At 55.6% G+C, this 25,866-nt stretch carries 33 protein-coding genes; all 33 read right to left on the reverse strand.

What is annotated here, in order from left to right; genetic code table 11:
* Nucleotides 1-12: 12 nt before the first annotated feature.
* The 33 genes from rpsK to rplJ all read right to left on the reverse strand — a co-directional run bounded on the left by rpsK (nucleotide 13) and on the right by rplJ (nucleotide 25,812).
* On the reverse strand, nucleotides 13-402 hold the full coding sequence (gene rpsK, locus ABVN20_RS10750) for a 30S ribosomal protein S11 (protein WP_002555466.1): 390 nt from the start codon (nucleotides 400-402) through the stop codon (nucleotides 13-15).
* Nucleotides 403-432: 30 nt separating this feature from the next.
* Complete coding sequence (gene rpsM, locus ABVN20_RS10755) at nucleotides 433-789, reverse strand: 30S ribosomal protein S13 (protein ID WP_009045849.1); 357 nt, start codon at nucleotides 787-789, stop codon at nucleotides 433-435.
* A gap of 130 nt (nucleotides 790-919) precedes the next feature.
* Complete coding sequence (rpmJ, locus tag ABVN20_RS10760) at nucleotides 920-1,036, reverse strand: 50S ribosomal protein L36 (protein WP_002555468.1); 117 nt, start codon at nucleotides 1,034-1,036, stop codon at nucleotides 920-922.
* 27 nt (nucleotides 1,037-1,063) lie between these two features.
* Nucleotides 1,064-2,392, reverse strand: coding sequence for a preprotein translocase subunit SecY (gene secY / locus ABVN20_RS10765; protein ID WP_368555605.1), 1,329 nt, complete (start codon nucleotides 2,390-2,392; stop codon nucleotides 1,064-1,066).
* Entirely contained in the window at nucleotides 2,393-2,830 is a 438-nt protein-coding gene (gene rplO, locus ABVN20_RS10770; protein WP_003228720.1) for a 50S ribosomal protein L15, read from the reverse strand.
* A gap of 3 nt (nucleotides 2,831-2,833) precedes the next feature.
* Nucleotides 2,834-3,010 (reverse strand): 50S ribosomal protein L30, encoded by a 177-nt coding sequence (gene rpmD / locus ABVN20_RS10775; RefSeq protein ID WP_003176408.1) that lies wholly within the window; start codon nucleotides 3,008-3,010, stop codon nucleotides 2,834-2,836.
* 2 nt (nucleotides 3,011-3,012) lie between these two features.
* Nucleotides 3,013-3,513, reverse strand: a complete 501-nt coding sequence (rpsE, locus tag ABVN20_RS10780) for a 30S ribosomal protein S5 (protein WP_003186035.1) — start codon at nucleotides 3,511-3,513, stop codon at nucleotides 3,013-3,015.
* A gap of 3 nt (nucleotides 3,514-3,516) precedes the next feature.
* Nucleotides 3,517-3,867, reverse strand: a complete 351-nt coding sequence (gene rplR / locus ABVN20_RS10785) for a 50S ribosomal protein L18 (protein WP_003186037.1) — start codon at nucleotides 3,865-3,867, stop codon at nucleotides 3,517-3,519.
* Nucleotides 3,868-3,877: 10 nt separating this feature from the next.
* A complete protein-coding gene (gene rplF / locus ABVN20_RS10790; protein ID WP_166363237.1) occupies nucleotides 3,878-4,411 on the reverse strand; it encodes a 50S ribosomal protein L6 in 534 nt (177 codons plus the stop codon).
* A 12-nt stretch (nucleotides 4,412-4,423) separates the two neighbouring features.
* Nucleotides 4,424-4,816 (reverse strand): 30S ribosomal protein S8, encoded by a 393-nt coding sequence (gene rpsH, locus ABVN20_RS10795; protein WP_003186040.1) that lies wholly within the window; start codon nucleotides 4,814-4,816, stop codon nucleotides 4,424-4,426.
* A gap of 210 nt (nucleotides 4,817-5,026) precedes the next feature.
* A complete protein-coding gene (rpsN, locus tag ABVN20_RS10800) occupies nucleotides 5,027-5,332 on the reverse strand; it encodes a 30S ribosomal protein S14 (protein WP_003228726.1) in 306 nt (101 codons plus the stop codon).
* 13 nt (nucleotides 5,333-5,345) lie between these two features.
* On the reverse strand, nucleotides 5,346-5,885 hold the full coding sequence (gene rplE, locus ABVN20_RS10805; RefSeq protein ID WP_003210069.1) for a 50S ribosomal protein L5: 540 nt from the start codon (nucleotides 5,883-5,885) through the stop codon (nucleotides 5,346-5,348).
* Nucleotides 5,886-5,905: 20 nt separating this feature from the next.
* Complete coding sequence (gene rplX / locus ABVN20_RS10810; protein ID WP_003186046.1) at nucleotides 5,906-6,220, reverse strand: 50S ribosomal protein L24; 315 nt, start codon at nucleotides 6,218-6,220, stop codon at nucleotides 5,906-5,908.
* Between the two features lie 11 nt (nucleotides 6,221-6,231).
* Nucleotides 6,232-6,600: a 50S ribosomal protein L14 gene (rplN, locus tag ABVN20_RS10815; protein ID WP_002555479.1), complete on the reverse strand. Its 369-nt coding sequence runs from the start codon at nucleotides 6,598-6,600 to the stop codon at nucleotides 6,232-6,234.
* 23 nt (nucleotides 6,601-6,623) lie between these two features.
* Complete coding sequence (gene rpsQ / locus ABVN20_RS10820) at nucleotides 6,624-6,890, reverse strand: 30S ribosomal protein S17 (protein ID WP_003176419.1); 267 nt, start codon at nucleotides 6,888-6,890, stop codon at nucleotides 6,624-6,626.
* Nucleotides 6,891-6,892: 2 nt separating this feature from the next.
* On the reverse strand, nucleotides 6,893-7,084 hold the full coding sequence (gene rpmC / locus ABVN20_RS10825) for a 50S ribosomal protein L29 (protein ID WP_002555481.1): 192 nt from the start codon (nucleotides 7,082-7,084) through the stop codon (nucleotides 6,893-6,895).
* Nucleotides 7,084-7,497 (reverse strand): 50S ribosomal protein L16, encoded by a 414-nt coding sequence (rplP, locus tag ABVN20_RS10830; protein WP_003228729.1) that lies wholly within the window; start codon nucleotides 7,495-7,497, stop codon nucleotides 7,084-7,086. The genes rpmC and rplP overlap by 1 nt, the downstream gene beginning before the upstream one ends.
* Nucleotides 7,498-7,509: 12 nt before the next feature.
* A complete protein-coding gene (rpsC, locus tag ABVN20_RS10835) occupies nucleotides 7,510-8,196 on the reverse strand; it encodes a 30S ribosomal protein S3 (protein WP_007970424.1) in 687 nt (228 codons plus the stop codon).
* Nucleotides 8,197-8,209: 13 nt separating this feature from the next.
* Nucleotides 8,210-8,542, reverse strand: coding sequence for a 50S ribosomal protein L22 (rplV, locus tag ABVN20_RS10840; protein ID WP_003103908.1), 333 nt, complete (start codon nucleotides 8,540-8,542; stop codon nucleotides 8,210-8,212).
* An 11-nt stretch (nucleotides 8,543-8,553) separates the two neighbouring features.
* A complete protein-coding gene (gene rpsS, locus ABVN20_RS10845; protein WP_085585806.1) occupies nucleotides 8,554-8,829 on the reverse strand; it encodes a 30S ribosomal protein S19 in 276 nt (91 codons plus the stop codon).
* Nucleotides 8,830-8,845: 16 nt separating this feature from the next.
* On the reverse strand, nucleotides 8,846-9,670 hold the full coding sequence (gene rplB / locus ABVN20_RS10850) for a 50S ribosomal protein L2 (protein ID WP_007924198.1): 825 nt from the start codon (nucleotides 9,668-9,670) through the stop codon (nucleotides 8,846-8,848).
* A 14-nt stretch (nucleotides 9,671-9,684) separates the two neighbouring features.
* Nucleotides 9,685-9,984, reverse strand: a complete 300-nt coding sequence (rplW, locus tag ABVN20_RS10855) for a 50S ribosomal protein L23 (RefSeq protein WP_002555488.1) — start codon at nucleotides 9,982-9,984, stop codon at nucleotides 9,685-9,687.
* Nucleotides 9,981-10,583: a 50S ribosomal protein L4 gene (gene rplD, locus ABVN20_RS10860; RefSeq protein WP_368555606.1), complete on the reverse strand. Its 603-nt coding sequence runs from the start codon at nucleotides 10,581-10,583 to the stop codon at nucleotides 9,981-9,983. The genes rplW and rplD overlap by 4 nt, the downstream gene beginning before the upstream one ends.
* A 12-nt stretch (nucleotides 10,584-10,595) precedes the next feature.
* Nucleotides 10,596-11,231, reverse strand: coding sequence for a 50S ribosomal protein L3 (rplC, locus tag ABVN20_RS10865; protein ID WP_085728002.1), 636 nt, complete (start codon nucleotides 11,229-11,231; stop codon nucleotides 10,596-10,598).
* 80 nt (nucleotides 11,232-11,311) lie between these two features.
* Nucleotides 11,312-11,623 carry a 30S ribosomal protein S10 gene (gene rpsJ / locus ABVN20_RS10870; RefSeq protein WP_003186070.1) on the reverse strand — a complete coding sequence of 104 codons (312 nt, stop codon included), beginning with the start codon at nucleotides 11,621-11,623 and terminating at the stop codon, nucleotides 11,312-11,314.
* A gap of 155 nt (nucleotides 11,624-11,778) precedes the next feature.
* Nucleotides 11,779-12,972: an elongation factor Tu gene (tuf, locus tag ABVN20_RS10875; protein ID WP_010220303.1), complete on the reverse strand. Its 1,194-nt coding sequence runs from the start codon at nucleotides 12,970-12,972 to the stop codon at nucleotides 11,779-11,781.
* Nucleotides 12,973-13,002: 30 nt separating this feature from the next.
* Nucleotides 13,003-15,108 carry an elongation factor G gene (gene fusA / locus ABVN20_RS10880; RefSeq protein ID WP_368555607.1) on the reverse strand — a complete coding sequence of 702 codons (2,106 nt, stop codon included), beginning with the start codon at nucleotides 15,106-15,108 and terminating at the stop codon, nucleotides 13,003-13,005.
* Between the two features lie 30 nt (nucleotides 15,109-15,138).
* Complete coding sequence (rpsG, locus tag ABVN20_RS10885) at nucleotides 15,139-15,612, reverse strand: 30S ribosomal protein S7 (protein ID WP_016772941.1); 474 nt, start codon at nucleotides 15,610-15,612, stop codon at nucleotides 15,139-15,141.
* Nucleotides 15,613-15,721: 109 nt separating this feature from the next.
* Nucleotides 15,722-16,093, reverse strand: a complete 372-nt coding sequence (gene rpsL, locus ABVN20_RS10890) for a 30S ribosomal protein S12 (RefSeq protein ID WP_003186084.1) — start codon at nucleotides 16,091-16,093, stop codon at nucleotides 15,722-15,724.
* Nucleotides 16,094-16,309: 216 nt separating this feature from the next.
* Nucleotides 16,310-20,509: a DNA-directed RNA polymerase subunit beta' gene (gene rpoC / locus ABVN20_RS10895; protein WP_368555608.1), complete on the reverse strand. Its 4,200-nt coding sequence runs from the start codon at nucleotides 20,507-20,509 to the stop codon at nucleotides 16,310-16,312.
* A gap of 64 nt (nucleotides 20,510-20,573) precedes the next feature.
* On the reverse strand, nucleotides 20,574-24,647 hold the full coding sequence (rpoB, locus tag ABVN20_RS10900) for a DNA-directed RNA polymerase subunit beta (protein ID WP_368555609.1): 4,074 nt from the start codon (nucleotides 24,645-24,647) through the stop codon (nucleotides 20,574-20,576).
* A 220-nt stretch (nucleotides 24,648-24,867) separates the two neighbouring features.
* The gene (gene rplL, locus ABVN20_RS10905) at nucleotides 24,868-25,233 is read right to left on the reverse strand and encodes a 50S ribosomal protein L7/L12 (RefSeq protein WP_007957596.1); all 366 of its coding nucleotides are present in this window, start codon (nucleotides 25,231-25,233) and stop codon (nucleotides 24,868-24,870) included.
* A 78-nt stretch (nucleotides 25,234-25,311) separates the two neighbouring features.
* Nucleotides 25,312-25,812, reverse strand: coding sequence for a 50S ribosomal protein L10 (gene rplJ, locus ABVN20_RS10910; protein ID WP_368555610.1), 501 nt, complete (start codon nucleotides 25,810-25,812; stop codon nucleotides 25,312-25,314).
* Between the last annotated feature and the right edge of the window lie 54 nt (nucleotides 25,813-25,866).

Here is a 25,866-nt window from a genome sequence, read left to right on the forward strand (position 1 = left end):
CAATCTCCTGGATTACACGCGGCGCTTCTTCGGCGGACGGCACCCGTTGTGCGGGATTGGCGTCACGTCGGTGATGCTGGCGATCTTGTAGCCACAGCCGTTCAAAGCACGAACTGCAGATTCACGACCTGGGCCTGGACCCTTGACGTTTACGTCGAGGTTTTTCAGACCGTATTCCAGCGCAGCTTGACCAGCACGCTCAGCAGCTACTTGAGCAGCGAACGGGGTGGACTTGCGGGAACCGCGGAAACCCGAACCACCGGAGGTAGCCCAGGAAAGAGCGTTACCTTGACGGTCGGTGATGGTCACGATGGTGTTGTTAAAAGAAGCATGGATGTGGGCGATGCCATCAACCACTGTCTTTTTAACTTTTTTACGAGGACGAGCAGCAGGTTTTGCCATGATTAAATTCCTGTCGATTCGCTGGGGCGATTACTTGCGGATCGGCTTACGCGGACCTTTACGGGTACGCGCGTTGGTCTTGGTACGCTGACCGCGTACTGGAAGACCACGACGATGACGCAGACCGCGATAGCAACCGAGGTCCATCAAGCGCTTGATTTTCATGTTGATTTCGCGACGCAGGTCACCTTCAGTGGTGAACTTCGCCACTTCGCCACGCAGCTGTTCAATTTGCTCGTCGCTCAGATCCTTGATCTTTGCGGCTGGGTTTACCCCAGTCTCTGCACAGATTTTCTGCGCAGTGGTGCGACCAACACCATAGATGTAGGTCAGCGAGATAACAGTATGCTTGTTATCTGGAATGTTAACGCCTGCAATACGGGCCATTCAGTGGGACTCCAATTGACAGCTACCTACGCCCCGGAAGCCAAGAAATAGGGCGCGAGATAATATCGCTGTAATAACAAATAATCAACCCGGTAGCGCACTAGCTACCGGGTTTGAAGCACAATCACACTCAGCCTTGGCGCTGTTTGTGACGCGGTTCCGCGCTGCAAATTACTCGAACAACACCTTCGCGGCGAATAATCTTGCAGTTACGGCACAGCTTTTTCACCGATGCACGAACTTTCATCACCAACTCCTCGAACCTTATGGGTACTCAGCGCAACATGCCGCTGCCGTAACCCTTCAGGTTGGCTTTCTTCATCAGGGATTCGTACTGGTGCGAAACGAGGTGCGATTGTACTTGGGACATGAAGTCCATCACAACCACGACGACGATCAGCAACGAGGTCCCGCCAAGGTAGAACGGAACGTTAGCCGCAACCACCAGGAACTGGGGCAGCAGGCACACGGCCGTCATGTAAAGAGCACCGAACATGGTCAAGCGGGTCAGAACGCCATCAATGTAGCGCGCAGACTGCTCACCTGGACGGATGCCCGGAATAAAGGCACCGGACTTCTTCAGGTTTTCCGCTACGTCTTTCGGATTGAACATCAACGCCGTATAGAAGAAGCAGAAGAAAATAATCCCTGCACTAAACAGCAGAATATTCAACGGCTGACCAGGAGCGATCGACTGCGAGATGTCCTGCAACCAGCCCATACCTTCAGACTGACCGAACCAGGAACCCAACGAAGCCGGGAACAGCAAAATGCTGCTCGCGAAAATGGCCGGGATAACGCCGGCCATGTTCACCTTCAGCGGCAGGTGGCTGGTCTGCGCAGCAAAAACCTTGCGGCCCTGCTGACGCTTGGCGTAGTGAACAGCGATACGACGCTGACCACGCTCAATGAACACCACGAAACCGATAATCGCTACTGCCAGCAAACCGATGGCAACCAGGGCGAAGATGTTGATATCGCCCTGACGCGCAGACTCGAAAGACTGCCCGATTGCTCTCGGAAGACCGGCGACGATACCCGAAAAAATCAACATCGAGATACCGTTGCCAACACCACGCTCAGTAATCTGCTCACCCAGCCACATCATGAACATCGCACCAGCCACAAAAGTGGATACCGCGACGAAATGGAAGCCAAAGTCACCAGTGAACGCAACGCCCTGCCCTGCCAGACCAATGGACATGCCAATTGCCTGAACGAGAGCGAGGACGACAGTGCCGTAGCGGGTGTACTGGCTGATCTTGCGACGGCCAGCTTCACCTTCCTTCTTCAACTGCTCCAGCTGCGGGCTGACGGCGGTCATCAGTTGCATGATGATCGAAGCCGAAATGTACGGCATGATCCCCAGTGCAAAGATGCTCATCCGTTCCAGCGCGCCGCCGGAAAACATGTTGAACAAGCTAAGAATGGTCCCCTCATTCTGTCGAAACAGGTCCGCGAGTCGGTCCGGGTTGATACCTGGAACCGGGATGTGTGCGCCTATTCGGTAGACGATAATCGCCAGGAACAGAAAACGCAGACGAGCCCAGAGTTCAGACATACCGCCTTTGCCGAGCGCAGAGAGAGCACCTTGCTTAGCCATTTATTCCTCGAACTTGCCGCCAGCTGCTTCGATAGCCGCACGCGCACCTTTGGTGGCGCCGATTCCCTTTCCGATGGTTACAGCGCGAGTCACTTCACCGGACAGCATGATTTTCACGCGCTGTACGTTGACGTTGATCACGTTGGCATCTTTCAAGGACTGCACGGTGACGATGTCGCCTTCCACTTTAGCCAGCTCGGACAGACGCACTTCTGCGCGGTCCATGGCTTTCAGGGAAACGAAACCGAACTTCGGCAGGCGACGATGCAGCGGCTGTTGACCGCCTTCAAAGCCTGGAGCAATGGTGCCACCGGAGCGGGAGGTCTGACCTTTGTGGCCACGGCCACCGGTCTTGCCCAAACCACTACCGATACCACGGCCCGGACGATGCTTTTCGCGACGGGAACCCGGCGCTGGACTCAGATCATTGAGTTTCATCAATTAACCCTCGACACGCAGCATGTAGTAAGCCTTGTTGATCATCCCGCGATTCTCGGGAGTATCCTGGACTTCTACAGTGTGACCGATGCGACGCAGACCCAGACCCTTAACGCACAGTTTGTGGTTAGGGATACGGCCGGTCATGCTTTTGATCAGCGTTACTTTTACGGTAGCCATGATCAGAAGATCTCCTTGACGCTTTTGCCACGCTTGGCGGCAATGGACTCAGGAGATTGCATGGCTTTCAGACCCTTGAAAGTGGCGTGAACCACGTTTACCGGGTTAGTCGAGCCGTAGCACTTGGCCAGAACGTTCTGAACGCCAGCAACTTCGAGAACGGCACGCATTGCGCCGCCAGCGATGATACCGGTACCTTCAGAAGCAGGCTGCATGTACACCTTCGAAGCGCCATGGGCGGACTTCATTGCGTACTGCAGAGTGGTGCCGTTCAGGTCAACCTGAATCATGTTGCGGCGAGCAGCTTCCATTGCCTTCTGGATCGCAGCAGGCACTTCACGCGACTTGCCACGGCCGAAGCCAACGCGCCCCTTACCATCACCAACCACGGTCAACGCGGTGAAAGTGAAGATACGGCCGCCTTTAACGGTTTTTGCTACGCGGTTAACTTGAACCAGCTTCTCGATGTAGCCTTCGTCGCGCTTTTGGTCGTTATTTGACATAACTTAGAACTCCAGCCCAGCTTCACGAGCAGCATCAGCCAGCGCCTTGACGCGGCCGTGGTACTTGAAGCCAGAGCGGTCGAAAGCCACCTGCGAGACGCCAGCGGCTTTTGCACGCGTAGCGACCAGCTGGCCAACCTTAGTGGCCGCGTCGATGTTGCCGGTGGCACCATCACGCAGTTCTTTATCCAAAGTCGAGGCACTTGCCAGGACTTTGTTGCCGTCGGCCGAAATGACCTGGGCGTAGATGTGCTGCGACGAACGGAACACGCAGAGACGCACGACTTCGAGTTCGTGCATTTTCAGGCGTGCTTTGCGAGCGCGACGCAGTCGAGTAACTTTTTTGTCGGTCATTTGCTATGCCCTACTTCTTCTTGGCTTCTTTACGACGGACGACTTCGTCCGCGTAGCGCACACCTTTGCCTTTGTACGGCTCTGGTGGACGGAAGTCGCGGATCTCGGCGGCCACTTGACCTACCAGCTGCTTGTCGATGCCCTTGATCAGGATATCGGTCTGGCTAGGAGTCTCAGCGGTGATGCCTTCCGGCAGTTCATAATCCACTGGGTGCGAGAAGCCAAGAGCCAGGTTCAGCACTGTGCCCTTTGCTTGCGCTTTGTAACCAACACCGACCAGCTGGAGCTTGCGCTCGAAGCCTTGGCTTACGCCCTGGACCATGTTGTTTACCAACGCACGAGTGGTACCGGCCATTGCGCGAGTTTGTTGATCGCCGTTGCGAGCAGCGAAACGCAGCTCACCAGCTTCTTCAACGACCTCAACGGACGAATGGACGTTCAGTTCGAGAGTGCCCTTGGCACCCTTCACCGAAAGCTGTTGGCCTGCGAATTTGACTTCGACACCGGCTGGCAGCTTAACGGGGTTCTTAGCGACGCGAGACATGCTTATCCCCCCTTAGAACACAGTGCAAAGAACTTCGCCGCCGACACCGGCAGCGCGCGCAGCACGATCAGTCATCACACCCTTGTTGGTGGAGACGATAGACACACCGAGACCGCCACGAACTTTTGGCAGATCATCGACGGACTTGTACTGACGCAGGCCTGGGCGGCTGACGCGCTTCACTTCCTCGATGACCGGACGGCCTTCGAAGTACTTCAGCTCGATGGACAGCAGAGGTTTGATTTCGCTGCTGATCTGATAACCCGCAATGTAACCTTCGTCCTTCAGGACTTTGGCAACAGCTACCTTCAAAGTAGAAGACGGCATGCTTACGACGGACTTTTCAGCCATCTGGGCATTACGGATTCGAGTTAGCATGTCCGCTAACGGGTCCTGCATACTCATGGGCTAGATGCTCCTAATACACAAAAAATTAGCCTTGCGGCTACTACGTGTCGCCGAATACCAGCGCGCAAAAAAAGCACGGGCTCAGGCGAGCCGGGTATTCTAGACACACCCCACAAATGAATCAAGCCCCAAAAGGGGCTTGATTCAAGTTCAAGGTCACCGGTGGTCAGGATCCTGAGACCCCGAACACCTGGACTTTGACAGTGCTTACCAGCTGGCTTTGACCAGACCTGGAACGTCACCACGCATTGCCGCTTCACGCAGTTTGTTACGGCCCAGGCCGAACTTGCGGTAAACGCCGTGCGGACGACCAGTCAGGCGGCAACGGTTACGCATGCGCGAGGCGCTTGCGTCACGTGGTTGCTTCTGCAGAGCTACGGTAGCTTCCCAACGCGCTTCTGGACTTGCGTTCAGATCGACGATGATAGCTTTCAGCGCTGCACGCTTGGTGGCGTACTTGGCAACGGTGAGCTGACGCTTCAGCTCACGGTTTTTCATGCTCTTCTTGGCCATTTTCCTACTCCAATCAGTTGCGGAACGGGAATTTGAAAGCACGCAGCAGAGCGCGGCCTTCGTCATCGTTCTTGGCAGTGGTGGTCAGGGTAATGTCCAGACCGCGGAGAGCATCAATCTTGTCGTAGTCGATTTCCGGGAAAATGATCTGCTCTTTCACGCCCATGCTGTAGTTGCCACGACCATCGAAGGACTTGGCATTCAGGCCGCGGAAGTCGCGAACCCGAGGCAGGGAGATCGACAGCAGACGATCCAGGAACTCGTACATACGCTCACGGCGCAGGGTCACTTTGACGCCGATCGGCCATCCTTCGCGGACTTTGAAGCCAGCGATGGATTTACGAGCGTAGGTCACAACGACTTTCTGGCCGGTGATCTTTTCCAGGTCAGCAACAGCGTGCTCGATGACTTTTTTGTCGCCGATCGCTTCGCCCAGACCCATGTTCAGGGTGATCTTGGTAACGCGCGGAACTTCCATCACGTTCGAAAGCTTAAGTTCTTCCTTAAGTTTCGGTGCGATTTCCTTCCGGTAAATCTCTTTTAGTCGTGCCATGGTCTTCTACCTAGCAGTGTTCAAGCATCAACCGCTTTTTGGGTCGACTTGAAGACACGAATTTTCTTACCGTCTTCTACTTTGAAACCAACGCGGTCAGCCTTGTTGGTTTCGCCGTTGAAGATGGCGACGTTGGAAGCGTGCAGTGGCGCTTCTTTCTCGACGATACCGCCCTGTACGCCCGACATCGGGTTAGGCTTGGTATGACGCTTGACCAGGTTCAGACCGCCAACAACCAGACGGTTGTCAGCCAGAACCTTCAGCACCTTACCGCGCTTACCTTTGTCTTTGCCGGCGATCACGATGATCTCGTCGTCACGACGAATCTTTTGCATGTCGGATCTCCTTACAGCACTTCTGGGGCGAGCGAGACGATCTTCATGAACTTCTCAGTACGAAGTTCACGGGTCACTGGCCCAAAGATACGGGTGCCGATCGGCTCTTGCTTGTTGTTCAACAGAACAGCAGCGTTGCCATCAAAGCGGATAATGGAGCCATCAGCACGACGTACGCCGTGACGGGTACGGACTACAACAGCAGTCATTACCTGGCCTTTTTTCACTTTACCGCGAGGAATTGCTTCCTTAACGGTTACCTTGATGATGTCACCGATACCAGCGTAACGACGATGGGAGCCACCCAGCACCTTGATGCACATAACACGGCGAGCGCCGCTGTTATCGGCCACATCGAGCATGGATTGAGTCTGAATCATATAATTTCTCCGACCCCTAGTCCTTAGACTTCCACAGCGCGTTCGAGAACATCAACCAGCGCCCAAGACTTGGTCTTGGCCAAAGGACGAGTTTCACGAATAGTGACTTTGTCGCCGATGTGGCACTGATTGGTTTCGTCGTGCGCGTGCAGCTTAGTCGAACGCTTAACGTATTTACCGTAGATCGGGTGCTTAACGCGACGCTCGATCAGAACGGTGATGGTTTTGTCCATCTTGTCGCTGACAACACGGCCAGTCAGCGTACGGACAGTCTTTTCGGCTTCAGCCATGATCACTTACCTGCCTGCTGGTTGAGCACAGTCTTCACGCGAGCGATGTCACGCTTAACTTGCGAGAGCAGATGCGACTGCCCCAACTGGCCAGTTGCTTTCTGCATGCGCAGATTGAACTGGTCGCGCAGCAAGCCGAGCAGTTGCTCGTTCAGCTGCTGTGCGGATTTTTCACGAAGTTCATTCGCTTTCATCACATCACCGTCCGTTTAACAAAGGAGGTGGCGAGCGGCAGCTTTGCAGCAGCCAGGGCGAAAGCCTCACGCGCCAGCTCTTCAGAAACACCCTCGATTTCATACAGGACTTTGCCTGGCTGAATCTGGGCAACCCAGTATTCGACGTTACCCTTACCTTTACCCATCCGAACTTCGAGTGGCTTCTTGGAAATAGGCTTGTCCGGGAATACACGGATCCAGATCTTGCCGCCACGTTTTACGTGACGGGTCAGAGCACGACGCGCTGACTCGATCTGACGAGCGGTGAGACGACCACGAGCAACAGACTTCAGCGCGAACTCGCCGAAGCTGACTTTGCTACCGCGCAGTGCCAGACCACGGTTGTGGCCGGTCATCTGCTTGCGGAACTTCGTACGCTTAGGTTGCAACATTTGGCGTACCCCTTACTTAGCAGCTTTTTTACGAGGCGCTGGTGCTTGTGGCTTCAGCTCTTCTTGGCGACCACCAATTACTTCGCCTTTGAAGATCCAAACCTTTACACCGATCACACCGTAAGTGGTGTGAGCTTCGTAGTTGGCATAGTCGATGTCGGCACGCAGGGTGTGCAGTGGCACACGACCTTCGCGATACCATTCAGTACGTGCGATTTCAGCACCGCCGAGACGACCGCTCACTTGGATTTTGATGCCTTTGGCACCAATGCGCATGGCGTTCTGTACGGCGCGCTTCATAGCGCGACGGAACATTACGCGACGCTCCAGCTGCTGAGCTACGCTCTGCGCAACCAGCATACCGTCGAGTTCCGGCTTGCGGATCTCTTCGATATTGATGTGCACAGGCACACCCATTTGCTTGGTCAGGTCCTGACGCAGTTTCTCAACATCTTCACCTTTCTTCCCGATAACGATACCTGGACGAGCGGTGTGGATGGTGATGCGTGCAGTTTGAGCCGGACGATGGATATCGATACGGCTTACGGACGCGCTTTTTAGTTTGTCTTGGAGGTACTCACGCACATTCAGATCTGCGAGCAAATAGTCCGCATAAGTCCGACCGTCTGCGTACCAGACGGAGGTGTGCTCCTTGACGATTCCCAGGCGAATGCCAATGGGATGTACTTTCTGACCCATCTCTTCGACTCCGTTACTTGTCAGCAACCTTGACAGTGATATGGCAAGACCGCTTGACGATGCGATCAGCACGGCCTTTGGCACGTGGCATGATGCGCTTCAGCGAACGCCCTTCGTTGACGAAAACGGTGCTGACCTTCAGGTCATCAACGTCTGCGCCTTCGTTATGCTCGGCGTTGGCTACGGCCGACTCCAGCACTTTCTTCATGATCTCGGCGGCTTTCTTACTGCTGAAAGCCAACAGGTTGAGCGCTTCGCCCACCTTCTTCCCGCGGATCTGGTCGGCGACCAAGCGGGCTTTCTGGGCGGAGATTCGAGCGCCCGACAACTTAGCGGCTACTTCCATTTCCTAACCCCTTAACGCTTGGCTTTCTTGTCAGCCACGTGCCCGCGATAGTTACGGGTACCGGCGAACTCGCCCAGTTTGTGGCCGACCATGTCTTCGTTCACGAGAACTGGGACGTGCTGACGACCGTTGTGTACTGCGATGGTCAGACCGACCATTTGTGGCAGGATCATCGAACGACGCGACCAGGTTTTCACCGGTTTGCGATCATTCTTTTCCGCCGCCACTTCGATCTTCTTCAGTAGGTGAAGATCGATAAAAGGACCTTTTTTCAGAGAACGTGGCACTGTCGTATCCCTCTATTTACTTGCGACGACGGACGATCATTTTGTCGGTACGCTTATTACCACGAGTCTTCGCGCCCTTAGTCGGGAAGCCCCATGGCGATACCGGATGACGACCACCGGAGGTACGACCTTCACCACCACCATGTGGGTGGTCAACCGGGTTCATGGCAACACCACGAACGGTTGGGCGAACGCCACGCCAGCGTTTGGCACCAGCTTTACCCAGCGAACGCAGGCTGTGCTCGGAGTTCGAGACTTCGCCCAGGGTCGCGCGGCATTCAGCCAGCACTTTACGCATCTCACCAGAACGCAGACGCAGGGTCACGTAGACACCTTCGCGAGCGATCAGCTGAGCCGAAGCACCAGCGGAACGAGCGATTTGAGCGCCCTTGCCTGGCTTCAATTCGATGCCGTGTACGGTGCTACCAACTGGAATGTTACGCAGTTGCAGAGCGTTGCCCGGCTTGATCGGTGCCAGAGCACCTGCGATCAGCTGGTCGCCAGCGCTCACGCCTTTAGGGGCGATGATGTAGCGACGCTCGCCATCTGCGTACAGCAGCAGAGCGATGTGAGCAGTACGGTTTGGATCGTATTCGATACGCTCGACAGTGGCAGCGATGCCATCTTTGTCGTTGCGACGGAAGTCGACCAGACGGTAATGCTGCTTATGACCACCACCAACGTGACGAGTGGTAATGCGGCCATTGTTGTTACGACCACCAGACTTCGATTTCTTCTCGAGCAGCGGTGCGTGAGGAGCGCCTTTATGCAGCTCCTGGTTGACCACCTTGACCACAAAACGGCGGCCAGGGGAAGTCGGTTTGCATTTAACGATTGCCATGATGCACCCCTTCCTTACTCAGCACTGCTGCTGAAATCGAGATCTTGGCCTGGCTGAAGGGAGATAACTGCCTTCTTCCAGTCATTACGCTTGCCCAGACCGCGAGCAGTGCGCTTGCTCTTACCCAGAACATTCAGGGTAGTTACACGCTCTACTTTCACGCTGAACAGGCTTTCGACGGCCTTCTTGATTTCCAGCTTGGTTGCGTCGGTAGCAACCTTGAAAACGAACTGGCCTTTCTTGTCTGCCAGAACCGTAGCCTTCTCGGAAACGTGCGGGCCAAGCAGAACTTTAAATACGCGTTCCTGGTTCATCCCAGCAGCTCCTCGAATTTCTTCACGGCCGACACGGTGATCAACACCTTGTCGTATGCGATCAGACTAACTGGATCGGAACCTTGCACATCACGTACGTCGACGTGTGGCAGGTTGCGAGCAGCCAGGTACAGGTTCTGATCAACAGCGTCCGAAACGATCAGTACGTCGTTCAGGCTCATGTTGTTCAGCTTGCCCAGCAGATCTTTGGTTTTCGGAGTTTCAACAGCGAAATCCTGAACCACGACCAGACGATCAGTACGCACCAGCTCAGCAAGGATGGAACGCATTGCTGCGCGGTACATCTTCTTGTTCAGCTTCTGGGAGTGATCCTGTGGACGAGCTGCGAAAGTGGTACCGCCGCCACGCCAGATTGGGCTACGGATAGTACCGGCACGAGCACGGCCAGTACCTTTCTGACGCCATGGGCGCTTGCCGCCACCGGAAACGTCGGAACGGGTCTTCTGCTGCTTGCTACCCTGACGGCCGCCAGCCATGTAGGCCACGACTGCTTGGTGAACCAGCGTCTCGTTGAATTCGCCGCCAAATGTCAGTTCGGAAACTTCGATCGCTTGAGCGTCATTTACATTTAATTGCATGTCAGCTTCCCCTTAACCGCGAGCCTTGGCTGCTGGACGTACAACCACGTTGCCGCCAGTAGCGCCAGGAACAGCGCCCTTGACCAACAACAGATTGCGTTCAGCGTCCACGCGCACTACTTCGAGGGACTGCACGGTCACGCGCTCAGCGCCCATATGACCGGACATTTTTTTGCCCTTGAATACACGACCAGGAGTCTGGCACTGGCCGATAGAGCCTGGAACGCGGTGGGATACGGAGTTACCGTGGGTGTTATCTTGCCCGCGGAAGTTCCAACGCTTGATCGTACCCTGGAAGCCTTTACCTTTGGACTGACCGGTTACATCAACCAGTTGACCAGCGGCGAAGAGTTCAGCTTTGATCAGATCGCCGGCCTGGTACTCGCCTTCTTCAAGGCGGAATTCCATTACGGTACGACCAGCGGCTACGTTCGCCTTGGCGAAGTGACCAGCCTGAGCTGCTGTTACACGCGAAGCACGACGCTCGCCGACAGTGACTTGCACTGCACGATAGCCATCGGTTTCTTCAGTTTTGAACTGGGTGACGCGATTCGGCTCGATCTCAATGACCGTGACCGGAATGGAGACACCTTCTTCGGTGAAAATACGGGTCATACCGCATTTACGACCGACTACACCAATAGTCATGTTGTAAACCTCATGAGTGTACGGGGCTTTCACCCGCTATGGCCGCCCATTTCAGAGCGTTACACGACCAAGACCGAGTCTTAGCCGAGGCTGATCTGCACTTCCACACCGGCCGCAAGATCGAGCTTCATAAGAGCATCAACGGTTTTATCCGTTGGCTGGACGATGTCCAGTACGCGCTTATGAGTACGGATCTCGTACTGGTCACGCGCGTCTTTGTTGACGTGCGGGGAGACCAGAACGGTGAACCGCTCTTTACGGGTAGGCAGTGGAATAGGACCACGCACTTGAGCACCAGTACGTTTCGCGGTTTCCACGATTTCCTGGGTGGATTGGTCGATCAGGCGATGGTCGAAAGCCTTCAACCTGATACGGATTTGCTGATTTTGCATTGGATTTCAGACTCCGGCTGCTATTCCCACCGGGCGCAATACGCCCGTTAAAAGGAGGCGCAATTCTATAGACGCCCCAGATAGGTGTCAACCCAATAAAAAAGCCCCCGCTGAGCGGGGGCTTTTTCAAAGCATCAAGCTATCTCGAAAAGAGATTACTCGATGATTTTAGCTACAACGCCAGCACCAACGGTACGGCCGCCTTCGCGGATTGCGAAACGCAGACCGTCTTCCATTGCGATGGTTTTGATCAGGGTAACAGTCATTTGAATGTTATCGCCTGGCATTACCATTTCAACGCCTTCTGGCAGCTCGCAGTTACCGGTCACGTCAGTAGTACGGAAGTAGAACTGTGGACGGTAGCCTTTGAAGAACGGAGTGTGACGACCGCCTTCTTCCTTGCTCAGAACGTAAACTTCTGCGGTGAACTTGGTGTGCGGCTTAACCGAACCTGGCTTAACCAGAACCTGGCCACGCTCAACGTCGTCACGCTTGGTACCACGCAGCAGAACGCCGCAGTTCTCGCCAGCACGACCTTCGTCGAGCAGTTTGCGGAACATTTCAACACCGGTGCAGGTGGTGGTGGTGGTGTCACGCAGACCAACGATTTCCAGTGCATCTTGAACGCGAACGATACCGCGCTCGATACGACCAGTCACAACAGTACCACGACCGGAGATCGAGAATACGTCTTCGATTGGCATCAGGAATGGCTTGTCGATAGCACGCTCTGGCTCTGGGATGTAGCTGTCCAGAGTTTCTACCAGCTTCTTGACAGCGGTAGTGCCCATTTCGTTGTCGTCTTTGCCTTCCAGCGCCATACGAGCGGAGCCGATGATGATTGGAGTGTCATCACCTGGGAAGTCGTAAGTGCTCAGCAGATCGCGCACTTCCATCTCAACCAGTTCCAGCAGCTCAGCGTCGTCTACCAGGTCAGCCTTGTTCAGGAAAACCACGATGTACGGAACGCCTACCTGACGGGACAGCAGGATGTGCTCACGGGTTTGTGGCATCGGACCATCAGCGGCCGAGCAAACCAGGATCGCGCCGTCCATCTGGGCAGCACCGGTGATCATGTTCTTCACGTAGTCAGCGTGACCTGGGCAGTCAACGTGAGCGTAGTGACGAATGTTCGAGTTGTACTCGACGTGCGCGGTGTTGATGGTGATACCACGAGCTTTTTCTTCTGGCGCGCTGTCGATCTTGTCGAATTCAACTACGGCCGAACCGAAAACTTCGGAGCAGACGCGAGTCAGAGCTGCGGTCAGAGTGGTTTTACCGTGGTCAACGTGACCGATGGTGCCAACGTTGACGTGCGGTAGGGAACGATCAAATTTTTCTTTAGCCACGACAATTAACTCCTTGCCTAAAGGACTGAATCAGCCTTGTTTTTTGGTTACAGTTTCGACGATATGCGACGGAGCGGTATCGTACTTTTTGAATTCCATAGAGTAGCTTGCGCGACCCTGGGACATGGAGCGAACGTCGGTCGCATAACCGAACATCTCACCCAGCGGAACTTCAGCGCGGATTACCTTGCCGGAGACCGTGTCTTCCATACCCTGAATCATGCCACGGCGACGGTTAAGGTCGCCCATCACATCACCCATATAGTCTTCAGGCGTAACAACCTCTACCGCCATGATCGGCTCGAGCAACTCACCACCGCCCTTCTGGGCCAGTTGCTTGGTCGCCATGGAAGCAGCCACCTTGAACGCCATCTCGTTGGAGTCGACGTCGTGGTAGGAACCATCGAATACGGTAGCCTTCAGGCCGATCAGCGGATAACCGGCAACTACGCCGTTCTTCATCTGCTCTTCGATACCCTTCTGGATAGCCGGGATGTATTCCTTAGGAACCACACCACCTACCACTTCGTTTACGAATTGCAGACCCTCCTGACCTTCGTCAGCAGGAGCAAAACGGATCCAGCAGTGACCGAACTGGCCACGACCACCGGACTGACGAACGAACTTGCCTTCGATTTCGCAGTTCTTCGTGATGCGCTCACGGTACGAAACTTGAGGCTTACCGATGTTGGCTTCAACGTTGAACTCACGGCGCATCCGGTCAACCAGGATGTCCAGGTGCAACTCACCCATACCCGAGATGATCGTTTGACCAGTCTCTTCATCGGTCTTGACGCGGAAAGACGGGTCTTCCTGAGCGAGTTTGCCCAGAGCGATGCCCATTTTTTCCTGGTCGTCCTTGGTCTTAGGCTCTACGGCAACCGAAATAACCGGCTCCGGGAAGTCCATGCGAACCAGGATGATTGGCTTTTCAGCGTTGCAGAGGGTTTCACCAGTGGTGACGTCCTTCATGCCGATCAGGGCCGCGATGTCACCAGCGCGTACTTCCTTGATCTCTTCACGGGCGTTTGCGTGCATTTGCACCATACGACCCACGCGCTCTTTCTTGCCTTTGACCGAGTTGATCACGCCGTCGCCGGAGTTCAACACGCCCGAGTAAACGCGGACGAAGGTCAGAGTACCCACGAATGGGTCGGTAGCGATCTTGAACGCCAACGCCGCGAACGGCTCGTCGTCGCTTGCATGACGCTCCATTTCCTCTTCCTCGTTATCAGGGTTGGAACCCTTGATAGCAGGAATGTCGGTTGGAGCAGGCAGGAAGTCGATAACGGCGTCGAGAACCAGGGGAACGCCCTTGTTCTTGAAGGAAGAACCGCAAACGGCCAGAACGATTTCGCCGGCGATAGTACGCTGACGCAGAGCAGCCTTGATCTCTTCGATCGACAGCTCTTCGCCTTCCAGGTACTTGTTCATCAGCTCTTCGCTGGCTTCGGCAGCAGCCTCAACCATGTTGTTGCGCCACTCTTCGGCTTGCTCCAGCAGCTCGGCAGGGATGTCCTTGCGAACAGGCACCATACCTTTGTCGGAGTCATTCCAGTAGACAGCTTGCATGTTGATCAGATCGATCTGACCCTGGAAGTTGTCTTCGGAACCGATTGCCAACTGGATTGGCACCGGAGTGTGACCCAGACGCTGCTTGATCTGACCGATCACGCGCAGGAAGTTGGCGCCAGCACGGTCCATCTTGTTTACGTAAACAAGACGCGGAACGCCGTATTTGTTGGCTTGACGCCATACGGTTTCCGACTGTGGCTCAACACCCGAAGTACCACAGAACACAACGACAGCGCCGTCGAGTACGCGCAGGGAACGTTCTACTTCAATGGTGAAGTCTACGTGGCCCGGGGTATTGATGACGTTGAAACGATGCTCGTGCGGGTACTGCTTCTCGGAACCTTTCCAGAAGGCGGTAATAGCAGCAGAAGTAATGGTAATACCACGCTCCTGCTCCTGCACCATCCAGTCTGTGGTCGCGGCGCCATCATGCACCTCGCCCATTTTGTGGCTTTTGCCCGTGTAAAAAAGGACGCGCTCGGTGGTGGTGGTTTTACCAGCATCCACGTGAGCGACGATACCAATGTTACGGTAGCGGCTAATCGGAGTAGTACGAGCCATAAAGCCCTCGCAAAATTAGTAAAGCTAAAATTAGAAGCGGTAGTGCGAGAAAGCTTTGTTGGCTTCTGCCATACGGTGCACGTCTTCACGCTTCTTAACTGCAGCACCTTTACCTTCAGCAGCATCCAGCAGTTCGCCAGCCAAACGCAGAGCCATGGACTTCTCGCCGCGCTTGCGGGCGAAGTCTACCAACCAGCGCATTGCCAGAGCGTTACGACGGGAAGGACGAACCTCGACCGGAACCTGGTAAGTAGCACCACCAACGCGGCGCGACTTCACTTCGACCAGCGGAGCGATGGCGTCGAGTGCTTTTTCGAAGAGTTCCAGGGGATCGGTGCCAGCCTTACGAGCCGCAACGGTTTCCAGGGCACCATAAACGATACGCTCGGCAACGGCTTTCTTGCCGCTTTCCATAACGTGGTTCATGAATTTGGCGAGGATTTGGCTTCCGTATTTCGGATCGTCCAGAATCTCACGCTTTGCTGCTACGCGACGTCTTGGCATTGATAAGCCCTCAAACGGTCTTCAGGTTAGTTCGGAACAGATCTCGAAAGATGCGTGCCCGACCTTACTCTTATCGACTCAATAAATTAGAAAACTGCAAAGCAACCGATTACTTCGGACGCTTGGTACCGTACTTCGAACGACCCTGGTTACGACCTTTAACACCGGAAGTATCCAACGAACCGCGAACGGTGTGGTAACGAACACCTGGCAAGTCTTTTACACGACCGCCGCGGATCAGAACCACGCTGTGCTCTTGCAGGTTGTGGCCTTCACCACCGATGTACGAGGAAACCTCGAAACCGTTGGTCAGACGCACACGGCATACTTTACGCAGTGCCGAGTTAGGTTTTTTCGGCGTAGTGGTGTACACACGGGTGCACACGCCACGACGTTGCGGGCAGTTCTGCAGCGCAGGTACGTCGGATTTCTCGACGATACGCTTACGCGGCTGACGTACCAGCTGGTTGATAGTTGCCATCTACTAGCTCCACTGTTGTCTTGCGACGCTATTGTCTTGCAAGAAAAGCAAAATGGCAGGAACGAACTCCCGCCAAATTTAGGGGTACAAGAGTCTAAAGAGGATCTCGCCCCCAGTCAAGGCAAGGCCCCGACCTCCCCGCTCATCCAACCTCGACAATCTGTCTCGATTCGATGAACGGGAAGACCAGGGCCCTACGCTCATTTATCGCAGAACTCAGTTACCGCTCGAGTTCAGCGCTTCGGTCAGTGCAGCTTCCACTTCACTGGCGCTTACGCGCAACGGCTTGTCTGCATCACGGCGACGCTTGCGCTCGCTGTGGTAGGCCAGGCCGGTACCAGCCGGGATCAGACGACCCACGACCACGTTTTCTTTCAGGCCGCGCAGGTAGTCACGCTTGCCAGTTACCGCCGCTTCGGTCAGTACGCGGGTGGTTTCCTGGAAGGAAGCCGCCGAGATGAACGATTCGGTGGACAACGACGCCTTGGTGATACCCAGCAGAACGCGAGTGAACTTGGAAACAAACTTGTCTTCCGAAGCCAGCTTCTCGTTCTCTACCAGTACGTGAGTCAGTTCCATCTGGTCGCCCTTGATGAAGCTGGAATCGCCGGACTCGGAGATCTCAACTTTACGCAGCATCTGACGCAGGATGGTCTCGATGTGCTTGTCGTTGATCTTCACGCCTTGCAGACGGTAAACGTCCTGGATCTCGTTGACGATGTACTTGGCCAGCGCACTCACACCCAGCAGACGCAGGATGTCGTGTGGATCGCTCGGACCGTCGGAGATAACTTCGCCGCGGTTTACCTGCTCACCTTCGAAGACGTTCAGGTGACGCCACTTCGGAATCAGCTCTTCGTACGGATCGGTACCGTCGTTCGGAGTGATGACCAGACGGCGCTTGCCCTTAGTCTCTTTACCGAACGCGATGGTGCCGCTGACTTCAGCCAGAATCGAGGCTTCTTTCGGACGACGGGCTTCGAACAGGTCGGCAACACGCGGCAGACCACCGGTGATGTCACGGGTTTTCGAAGTTTCCTGCGGGATACGAGCGAGAACATCACCGATCGCAACCTTCGCACCGTCCGCTACACCGACCAGGGCGTTGGCTGGCAGGAAGTACTGAGCGATAACGTCAGTGCCTGGCAGCAACAAATCCTTGCCGTTGTCGTCGACCATCTTCACAGCTGGACGGATGTCCTTGCCGGCTGCTGGACGATCTTTCGGATCGAGTACTTCAATGTTGGTCATACCGGTCAATTCGTCGGTCTGACGCTTGATCGTGATGCCTTCTTCCATGCCCACGTAGGTCACGGTACCTTTCATTTCGGTAACGATCGGGTGAGTGTGCGGATCCCACTTGGCCACGATAGCGCCAGCGTCGACCTTGTCACCTTCTTTAACCGAAATCACGGCACCGTACGGCAGCTTGTAACGCTCACGCTCACGACCGAAGTCATCAGCAATGGCCAGCTCACCGGAACGGGACACAGCAACCAGGTGACCGTCGACACGCTCAACGTGCTTCAGGTTGTGCAGACGGACGGTACCGCCATTTTTCACCTGAACGCTGTCGGCTGCGGAGGTCCGGCTTGCCGCACCACCGATGTGGAACGTACGCATCGTCAGCTGGGTACCCGGCTCACCGATGGACTGTGCAGCGATAACGCCGACCGACTCACCGATGTTCACTTGGTGACCACGAGCCAGGTCACGGCCGTAGCACTTGGCGCAAATGCCGTAGCGGGTTTCGCAGCTGATCGGCGAACGCACGATCACTTCGTCGATGCTGTTCAGCTCGATGAACTCGACCCACTTCTCGTCTACCAGGGTGCCGGCAGGAACGATGACGTCCTCGGTACCTGGCTTGAATACGTCACGGGCAATGACACGACCCAATACGCGCTCACCCAATGGCTCTACAACGTCACCGCCTTCAATGTGCGGAGTCATCAGCAGGCCTTGTTCGGTGCCGCAGTCGATCTCGGTCACGACCAGATCCTGCGCCACGTCTACCAGACGACGAGTCAGGTAACCGGAGTTCGCAGTTTTCAACGCGGTATCCGCCAGACCTTTACGAGCACCGTGAGTGGAGATGAAGTACTGAAGTACGCTCAAACCTTCACGGAAGTTCGCAGTGATCGGCGTTTCGATGATGGAGCCGTCCGGCTTGGCCATCAGGCCACGCATACCGGCGAGCTGACGGATCTGCGCAGCAGAACCCCGTGCGCCCGAGTCGGCCATCATGTACATCGAGTTGAAGGATTCCTGGTCGACTTCGTCGCCATGACGGTCGATGACCTTCTCTTTCGAGAGGTTGGCCATCATCGCCTTGGATACTTCGTCGTTCGCCTTGGACCAGAGGTCGATCACCTTGTTGTACTTCTCGCCCTGGGTTACCAGGCCGGAAGCGTACTGGCTTTCGATCTCTTTCACTTCGTCGGTAGCGGTACCGATGATGCGGGCTTTTTCATCCGGGATAACGAAGTCGTTAACGCCGATGGAAACGCCGGAGATGGTCGAATAGGCAAAACCGGTGTACATCAACTGGTCAGCGAAGATCACGGTCTCTTTCAGACCTACCACGCGGTAGCACTGGTTGATCAGCTTGGAGATCGCCTTTTTCTTCATCGGCAGGTTGACGACGTCGAAGGACAGACCTTTTGGCACAACCTGGAACAGCAGCGCACGGCCGACAGTGGTGTCGACGATACGGGTGCTGGTCACGCTGCCACCGTCACGATCGTTGACGGTTTCGTTGATCCGCACTTTGACTTTCGCGTGCAGTGCGGCTTCGCCGGCACGGAACACACGGTCAACTTCCTGCAGATCCGCGAACACACGACCTTCGCCCTTGGCGTTGATCGCTTCACGAGTCATGTAGTACAGACCCAATACAACGTCCTGCGACGGAACGATGATCGGCTCACCGTTGGCTGGCGACAGGATGTTGTTGGTCGACATCATCAACGCACGCGCTTCCAGTTGGGCTTCCAGCGTCAGCGGTACGTGCACGGCCATTTGGTCGCCGTCGAAGTCGGCGTTGTACGCAGCACAGACCAGAGGGTGCAGCTGGATAGCCTTACCTTCGATCAGTACCGGTTCAAACGCCTGGATACCCAGACGGTGAAGGGTCGGTGCACGGTTGAGAAGAACCGGGTGTTCGCGAATTACTTCGGCGAGAACGTCCCACACTTCCGGCAGCTCGCGCTCGACCATCTTCTTGGCAGCCTTGATGGTGGTAGCGAGACCACGCATTTCCAGCTTGCCGAAAATGAACGGCTTGAACAGCTCGAGAGCCATTTTCTTCGGCAGACCGCACTGATGCAGACGCAGGGTCGGGCCTACGGTAATTACCGAACGACCGGAGTAGTCAACACGCTTACCGAGCAGGTTCTGACGGAAACGACCTTGCTTACCCTTGATCATGTCAGCCAGGGATTTCAGAGGACGCTTGTTCGAACCGGTGATAGCGCGGCCACGACGACCGTTGTCGAGCAGTGCATCGACAGCTTCCTGCAACATACGCTTTTCGTTGCGCACGATGATGTCCGGAGCGGACAGATCCAGCAGGCGCTTCAAACGGTTGTTACGGTTGATCACTCGACGATACAGATCGTTGAGGTCGGAAGTCGCGAAGCGACCGCCATCCAGCGGGACCAGTGGACGCAGATCTGGCGGCAGAACCGGCAGAACGGTCAGCACCATCCACTCTGGCAGGTTGCCGGAGCCCTGGAAGGCTTCCATCAACTTCAGACGCTTGGACAGCTTCTTGATCTTGGTTTCGGAGTTGGTTTGCGGAATTTCTTCACGCAGACGGCCAATCTCGTGCTCCAGGTCGATAGCGTGCAGCAGTTCGCGGACAGCTTCGGCACCCATGCGGGCATCGAAATCGTCACCGAATTCTTCCAGCGCTTCGAAGTATTGCTCGTCGTTGAGCAGCTGACCTTTTTCAAGGGTGGTCATGCCTGGATCGATAACGACATAGCTCTCGAAGTAGAGAACGCGTTCGATATCACGCAGGGTCATGTCCATCAGCAAGCCGATACGCGACGGCAGCGATTTCAGGAACCAGATGTGGGCAACTGGCGAAGCCAGTTCGATGTGCGCCATGCGCTCACGACGAACCTTGGCCAGCGCGACTTCAACGCCGCACTTCTCGCAGATCACACCACGGTGCTTCAAGCGCTTGTACTTACCGCACAGGCACTCGTAATCCTTTACCGGGCCAAAGATCTTGGCGCAGAACAGGCCGTCACGCTCAGGCTTGAACGTACGGTAGTTGATGGTTTCCGGCTTTTTAACTTCACCGAACGACCACGAACGGATCATCTCAGGCGATGCCAACCCGATACGGATGGCGTCGAACTCTTCGACTTGACCCTGGTTTTTCAGCAAATTCAGTAGGTCTTTCAAGGCCTTTCCTCCTGGCGGAGCAGAGAGCGGGCAATCCTGCCCCGCTCTCGATTCGCGTCACGTGTTATTCGGTTTCCAGATCGATATCGATGCCGAGGGAACGAATTTCCTTGATCAACACGTTGAAGGACTCGGGCATGCCCGGCTCCATACGGTGATCGCCGTCCACGATGTTCTTGTACATCTTGGTCCGACCGTTCACATCGTCCGACTTCACTGTGAGCATTTCTTGCAGAGTGTAAGCGGCACCGTATGCTTCCAGTGCCCAGACCTCCATCTCCCCGAAACGCTGACCACCGAACTGCGCCTTACCACCCAGCGGCTGCTGGGTAACCAGGCTGTACGAACCGGTAGAACGAGCGTGCATCTTGTCGTCTACCAAGTGGTTCAGCTTCAGCATGTACATGTAGCCAACAGTAACCGGGCGCTCGAACTTGTTGCCGGTACGGCCGTCAGTCAGTTGCATCTGGCCGCTTTCTGGCAGATCCGCCAGTTTCAGCATGGCCTTGATTTCAACTTCCTTGGCACCGTCGAACACCGGAGTAGCCATTGGAACGCCGTTACGCAGGTTTTGCGCCAGATCCAGGATTTCCTGGTCGGAGAACGTGTCCAGTGCTTCGTTACGGCCACCGATCTGGTTGTAGATCTCGTCCAGGAAGGTACGCAGCTCGGCAACCTTGCGCTGTTCTTCAACCATGCGGTTGATCTTCTCGCCCAGGCCCTTGGCCGCGAGGCCCAGGTGGGTTTCAAGGATCTGACCGACGTTCATACGCGAAGGTACGCCCAACGGGTTGAGGACGACGTCGACCGGGGTGCCATTGGCATCGTGCGGCATGTCTTCAACCGGCATGATCACGGAGACCACACCTTTGTTACCGTGACGACCGGCCATCTTGTCGCCCGGCTGGATGCGACGACGGATTGCCAGGTAAACCTTGACGATTTTCAGCACGCCTGGAGCCAGGTCATCGCCCTGCTGCAGTTTGCGCTTCTTGTCTTCGAACTTGTCATCCAGCAGGCGACGGCGATCAACGATGTAGGCCTGAGCCTTCTCGAGCTGCTCGTTCAGAGCATCTTCAGCCATGCGCAGCTTGAACCACTGGCCATGCTCAAGACCGTCGAGAACTTCGTCGGTGATGTCCTGGCCTTTCTTCAGACCGGCGCCGCCTTCGACCTTGTGGCCGACCAGTGCGGAACGCAGACGTTCGAAAGTAGCGCCTTCGACGATGCGGAACTCTTCGTTCAGATCCTTGCGGATCTCGTCGAGCTGGCTCTTCTCGATGGACAGGGCACGGCTGTCGCGTTCAACGCCATCACGGGTGAAGACCTGAACGTCGATGACAGTACCTTTGGTACCGGTTGGTACGCGCAGGGAAGTGTCTTTAACGTCGCTGGCCTTCTCACCGAAGATCGCACGCAGCAGTTTTTCTTCCGGAGTCAGCTGGGTCTCGCCTTTCGGAGTGACCTTGCCTACCAGGATGTCGCCCGGGCCAACTTCAGCACCGACGTAAACGATACCGGCTTCGTCCAGCTTGTTCAGTGCAGCTTCACCCACGTTCGGGATGTCCGCAGTGATTTCCTCTGGGCCAAGCTTGGTGTCACGCGCCACACAGGTCAGTTCCTGGATGTGGATCGTGGTGAAGCGGTCTTCCTGAACCACACGCTCGGACAGGCAGATGGAGTCTTCGAAGTTGAAGCCGTTCCATGCCATGAACGCGATGCGCATGTTCTGACCCAGAGCCAGTTCACCCATGTCGGTGGACGGACCGTCGGCCATGATGTCGCTACGCTGCACCCGATCACCCTTACGCACCAGCGGACGCTGGTTGATGCAGGTGTTCTGGTTGGAGCGGGTGTACTTGGTCAGGTTGTAGATGTCGACACCCGCTTCGCCGGTTTCGACTTCATCATCTGCAACACGAACCACGATACGGCTGGCGTCGACGGAGTCGATCACGCCGCCACGACGAGCCACGACGCAAACGCCGGAGTCACGGGCTACGTTACGCTCCATGCCGGTACCGACCAGCGGCTTGTCAGCACGCAGGGTTGGTACAGCTTGACGCTGCATGTTCGAACCCATCAACGCACGGTTGGCGTCGTCGTGCTCGAGGAACGGGATCAGCGACGCCGCAACGGAAACTACCTGCTTGGGCGATACGTCCATCAGGGTGACGTCTTCCGGCGCCTTGACGGTGAACTCGTTCAGGTGACGAACAGCTACCAGCTCGTCGATCAGGACTTTCTTGTCGCTCATCGTTGCCGAAGCCTGTGCGATCACGTGATCGGCTTCTTCGATGGCGGACAGGAACACGATCTCGTCAGTGACCAGAGCGTCTTTCACCACACGGTACGGGCTTTCCAGGAAGCCGTACTGGTTGGTGCGCGCATAGGCGGCCAGGGAGTTGATCAGACCGATGTTCGGACCTTCCGGCGTTTCGATCGGGCATACACGACCGTAGTGAGTCGGGTGTACGTCACGGACTTCGAAGCCTGCGCGCTCACGGGTCAAACCACCTGGGCCGAGTGCGGAAACACGGCGTTTGTGGGTGATCTCGGACAGCGGGTTGTTCTGGTCCATGAACTGCGACAGCTGGCTGGAACCGAAGAACTCTTTCACCGCCGCAGCCACTGGCTTGGCGTTGATCAGGTCTTGCGGCATCAGGCCTTCGCTTTCAGCCATCGACAGACGCTCTTTGACCGCGCGCTCAACACGCACCAGGCCAACGCGGAACTGGTTCTCGGCCATTTCGCCTACGCAGCGAACACGACGGTTACCCAGGTGGTCGATGTCGTCGACGATGCCTTTACCGTTACGGATATCGACCAGAGTCTTCAGGACCGCGACGATGTCTTCTTTCGACAGGACGCCCGAACCTTCGATCTCGGTACGACCGATACGACGGTTGAACTTCATCCGGCCGACCGCAGACAGGTCATAGCGTTCAGGGCTGAAGAACAGGTTGTTGAACAGCGTCTCGGCTGCATCCTTGGTTGGCGGCTCGCCTGGACGCATCATGCGATAGATTTCGACCAGCGCTTCCAATTGGTTGCTGGTGGAGTCGATCTTCAGAGTGTCGGAGATGAACGGACCGCAGTCGATATCGTTGGTGTACAGCGTCTCGATGCGAACAACCTGAGCCTTGGCAATTTTTGCCAGTACTTCAGTTGTCAGCTCGGTGTTGCATTCAGCCAGGATTTCGCCGGTAGCCGGGTGCACGATGACCTTGGCGGTAGTGCGACCCAGGACGTAGTCCAGAGGCACTTCCAGCTCTTTGATCCCGGCTTTTTCCAGCTGGTTGATGTGGCGAGCGGTGATACGGCGACCTTGCTCGACAATAACTTTGCCTTTGTCATCCTGGATGTCCAGGACTGCGACTTCACCGCGCAGGCGCTGAGGCACCAGCTCCAGGCTCAGGCTCTCGCCTTTCACGTGGAATACGTTGGTGGTGTAGAACGCGTCCAGCACTTCTTCAGTGGTATAGCCGAGCGCGCGCAGCAGTACCGATGCAGGCAGCTTGCGACGACGGTCGATACGCACGAATACGCAGTCTTTCGGGTCGAACTCGAAGTCCAGCCACGAACCGCGGTAAGGAATGATGCGCGCGGAGTACAGCAGCTTACCGGAGCTGTGCGTCTTGCCGCGGTCGTGGTCGAAGAACACGCCCGGCGAACGGTGCAGCTGGGAAACGATTACACGCTCGGTACCGTTGATAACGAAGGTACCGTTTTCAGTCATCAGGGGAATTTCACCCATGTAGACTTCTTGCTCTTTGATGTCCTTGATCGCTTTGTTCGACGATTCTTTGTCGAAAATGATCAGGCGCACTTTTACCCGCAAAGGTACGGCGTAAGTGACACCGCGCAACACGCATTCTTTGACATCAAATGCCGGTTCGCCCAGGCGATAACCCACGTACTCCAGGGCAGCGTTGCCGGAGTAGCTGATGATCGGGAAAACGGATTTGAAGGCCGCATGCAGGCCCACGTCGCGGAACTGATCTTTAGTCGCTCCCGCTTGCAAGAATTCACGATACGAATCCAGCTGGATGGCCAGGAGGTACGGCACATCCATGACGTCCGGCAACTTGCTAAAGTCCTTGCGGATACGTTTTTTCTCAGTATATGAGTAAGCCATCAGCGTTCCCCAGCTTGGTCACCTGCTTGTTTGGCCTCTCCCGACGGGAGCAGCCAGAAAATCGTGCAAACCCCATGGTTTGCGCCACCACATCGGGTGGTTACAGCTCGTTATCGGCGCCGACCCAGTCGGCTGCCAATAACGGAAAAAGGCCGGTGGCAAGAGCCACCAGCCATCAGCCTTTCGCTTAACGCTCGGGCTGGAGGAGCAAAGTCGATGCTTACTTCAGCTCGACTTTAGCGCCTGCTTCTTCCAGCTTCTTCTTAGCGTCTTCAGCAGCTTCTTTCGAAACGCCTTCAGCTACAACCTGAGGAGCGCCGTCGACTTTCTCTTTGGCTTCTTTCAGGCCCAGACCAGTCAGCTCACGAACTGCCTTGATCACGTTTACTTTCTTCTCGCCGGCTTCAACCAGAACAACGTTGAACTCGGTTTGCTCTTCAACAACAGCGGCAGCAGCAGCTGGACCAGCAGCAGCAACAGCAGCGGTCACGCCGAAGGTTTCTTCCATTGCTTTGATCAGCTCAACAACTTCCAGAACGGTTTTCTGGCCGATTGCTTCGATGATTTGTTCGTTAGTCAGAGACATGACTTGAATCCTGTATTGGGGTGACAGCCTACGCAGCCATCAAATTAAACATATGATTTTGAAAGATCCGACTGCGCCTTAGGCTGCAGCAGCTTCTTTCTGGTCGCGAACGGCTGCCAGGGTACGAGCCAGCTTGCTGGTAGCGCCTTGGATCACGCTCATCAGTTTCGCAATAGCTTCGTCGCGGGTCGGCAGGGTAGCCAACACGTCGATCTGGTTAGCGGCAAGGAACTTGCCATCAAACGCAGCTGCCTTGATCTCGAACTTGTCCTGACCCTTGGCGAATTCCTTGAAGATCCGGGCAGCAGCGCCTGGGTGATCTTTCGAGAATGCGATCAGGGTAGGGCCGGTGAACACGTCGTTGAGAACACTGAATTCAGTGTCAGCAACAGCGCGCTTGAGCAGGGTGTTACGTACAACACGTACGTAAACGCCAGCTTCACGAGCCTCTTTACGGAGTCCGGTCATTGCGCCTACTGTTACGCCACGGGCATCAGCCACGACAGCGGACAGAGCGACTTTGGCAGCCTCGTTGACTTCAGCGACGATGGCCTTCTTGTCTTCGAGTTTAATTGCCACGGGTTTAACTCCTGCTTGTTACCGTTTCATCCAGTCGAAACCGGATGTCGTTTT

The sequence above is a fragment of the Pseudomonas sp. MYb118 genome, from assembly GCF_040947875.1.
Lineage (GTDB): Bacteria > Pseudomonadota > Gammaproteobacteria > Pseudomonadales > Pseudomonadaceae > Aquipseudomonas.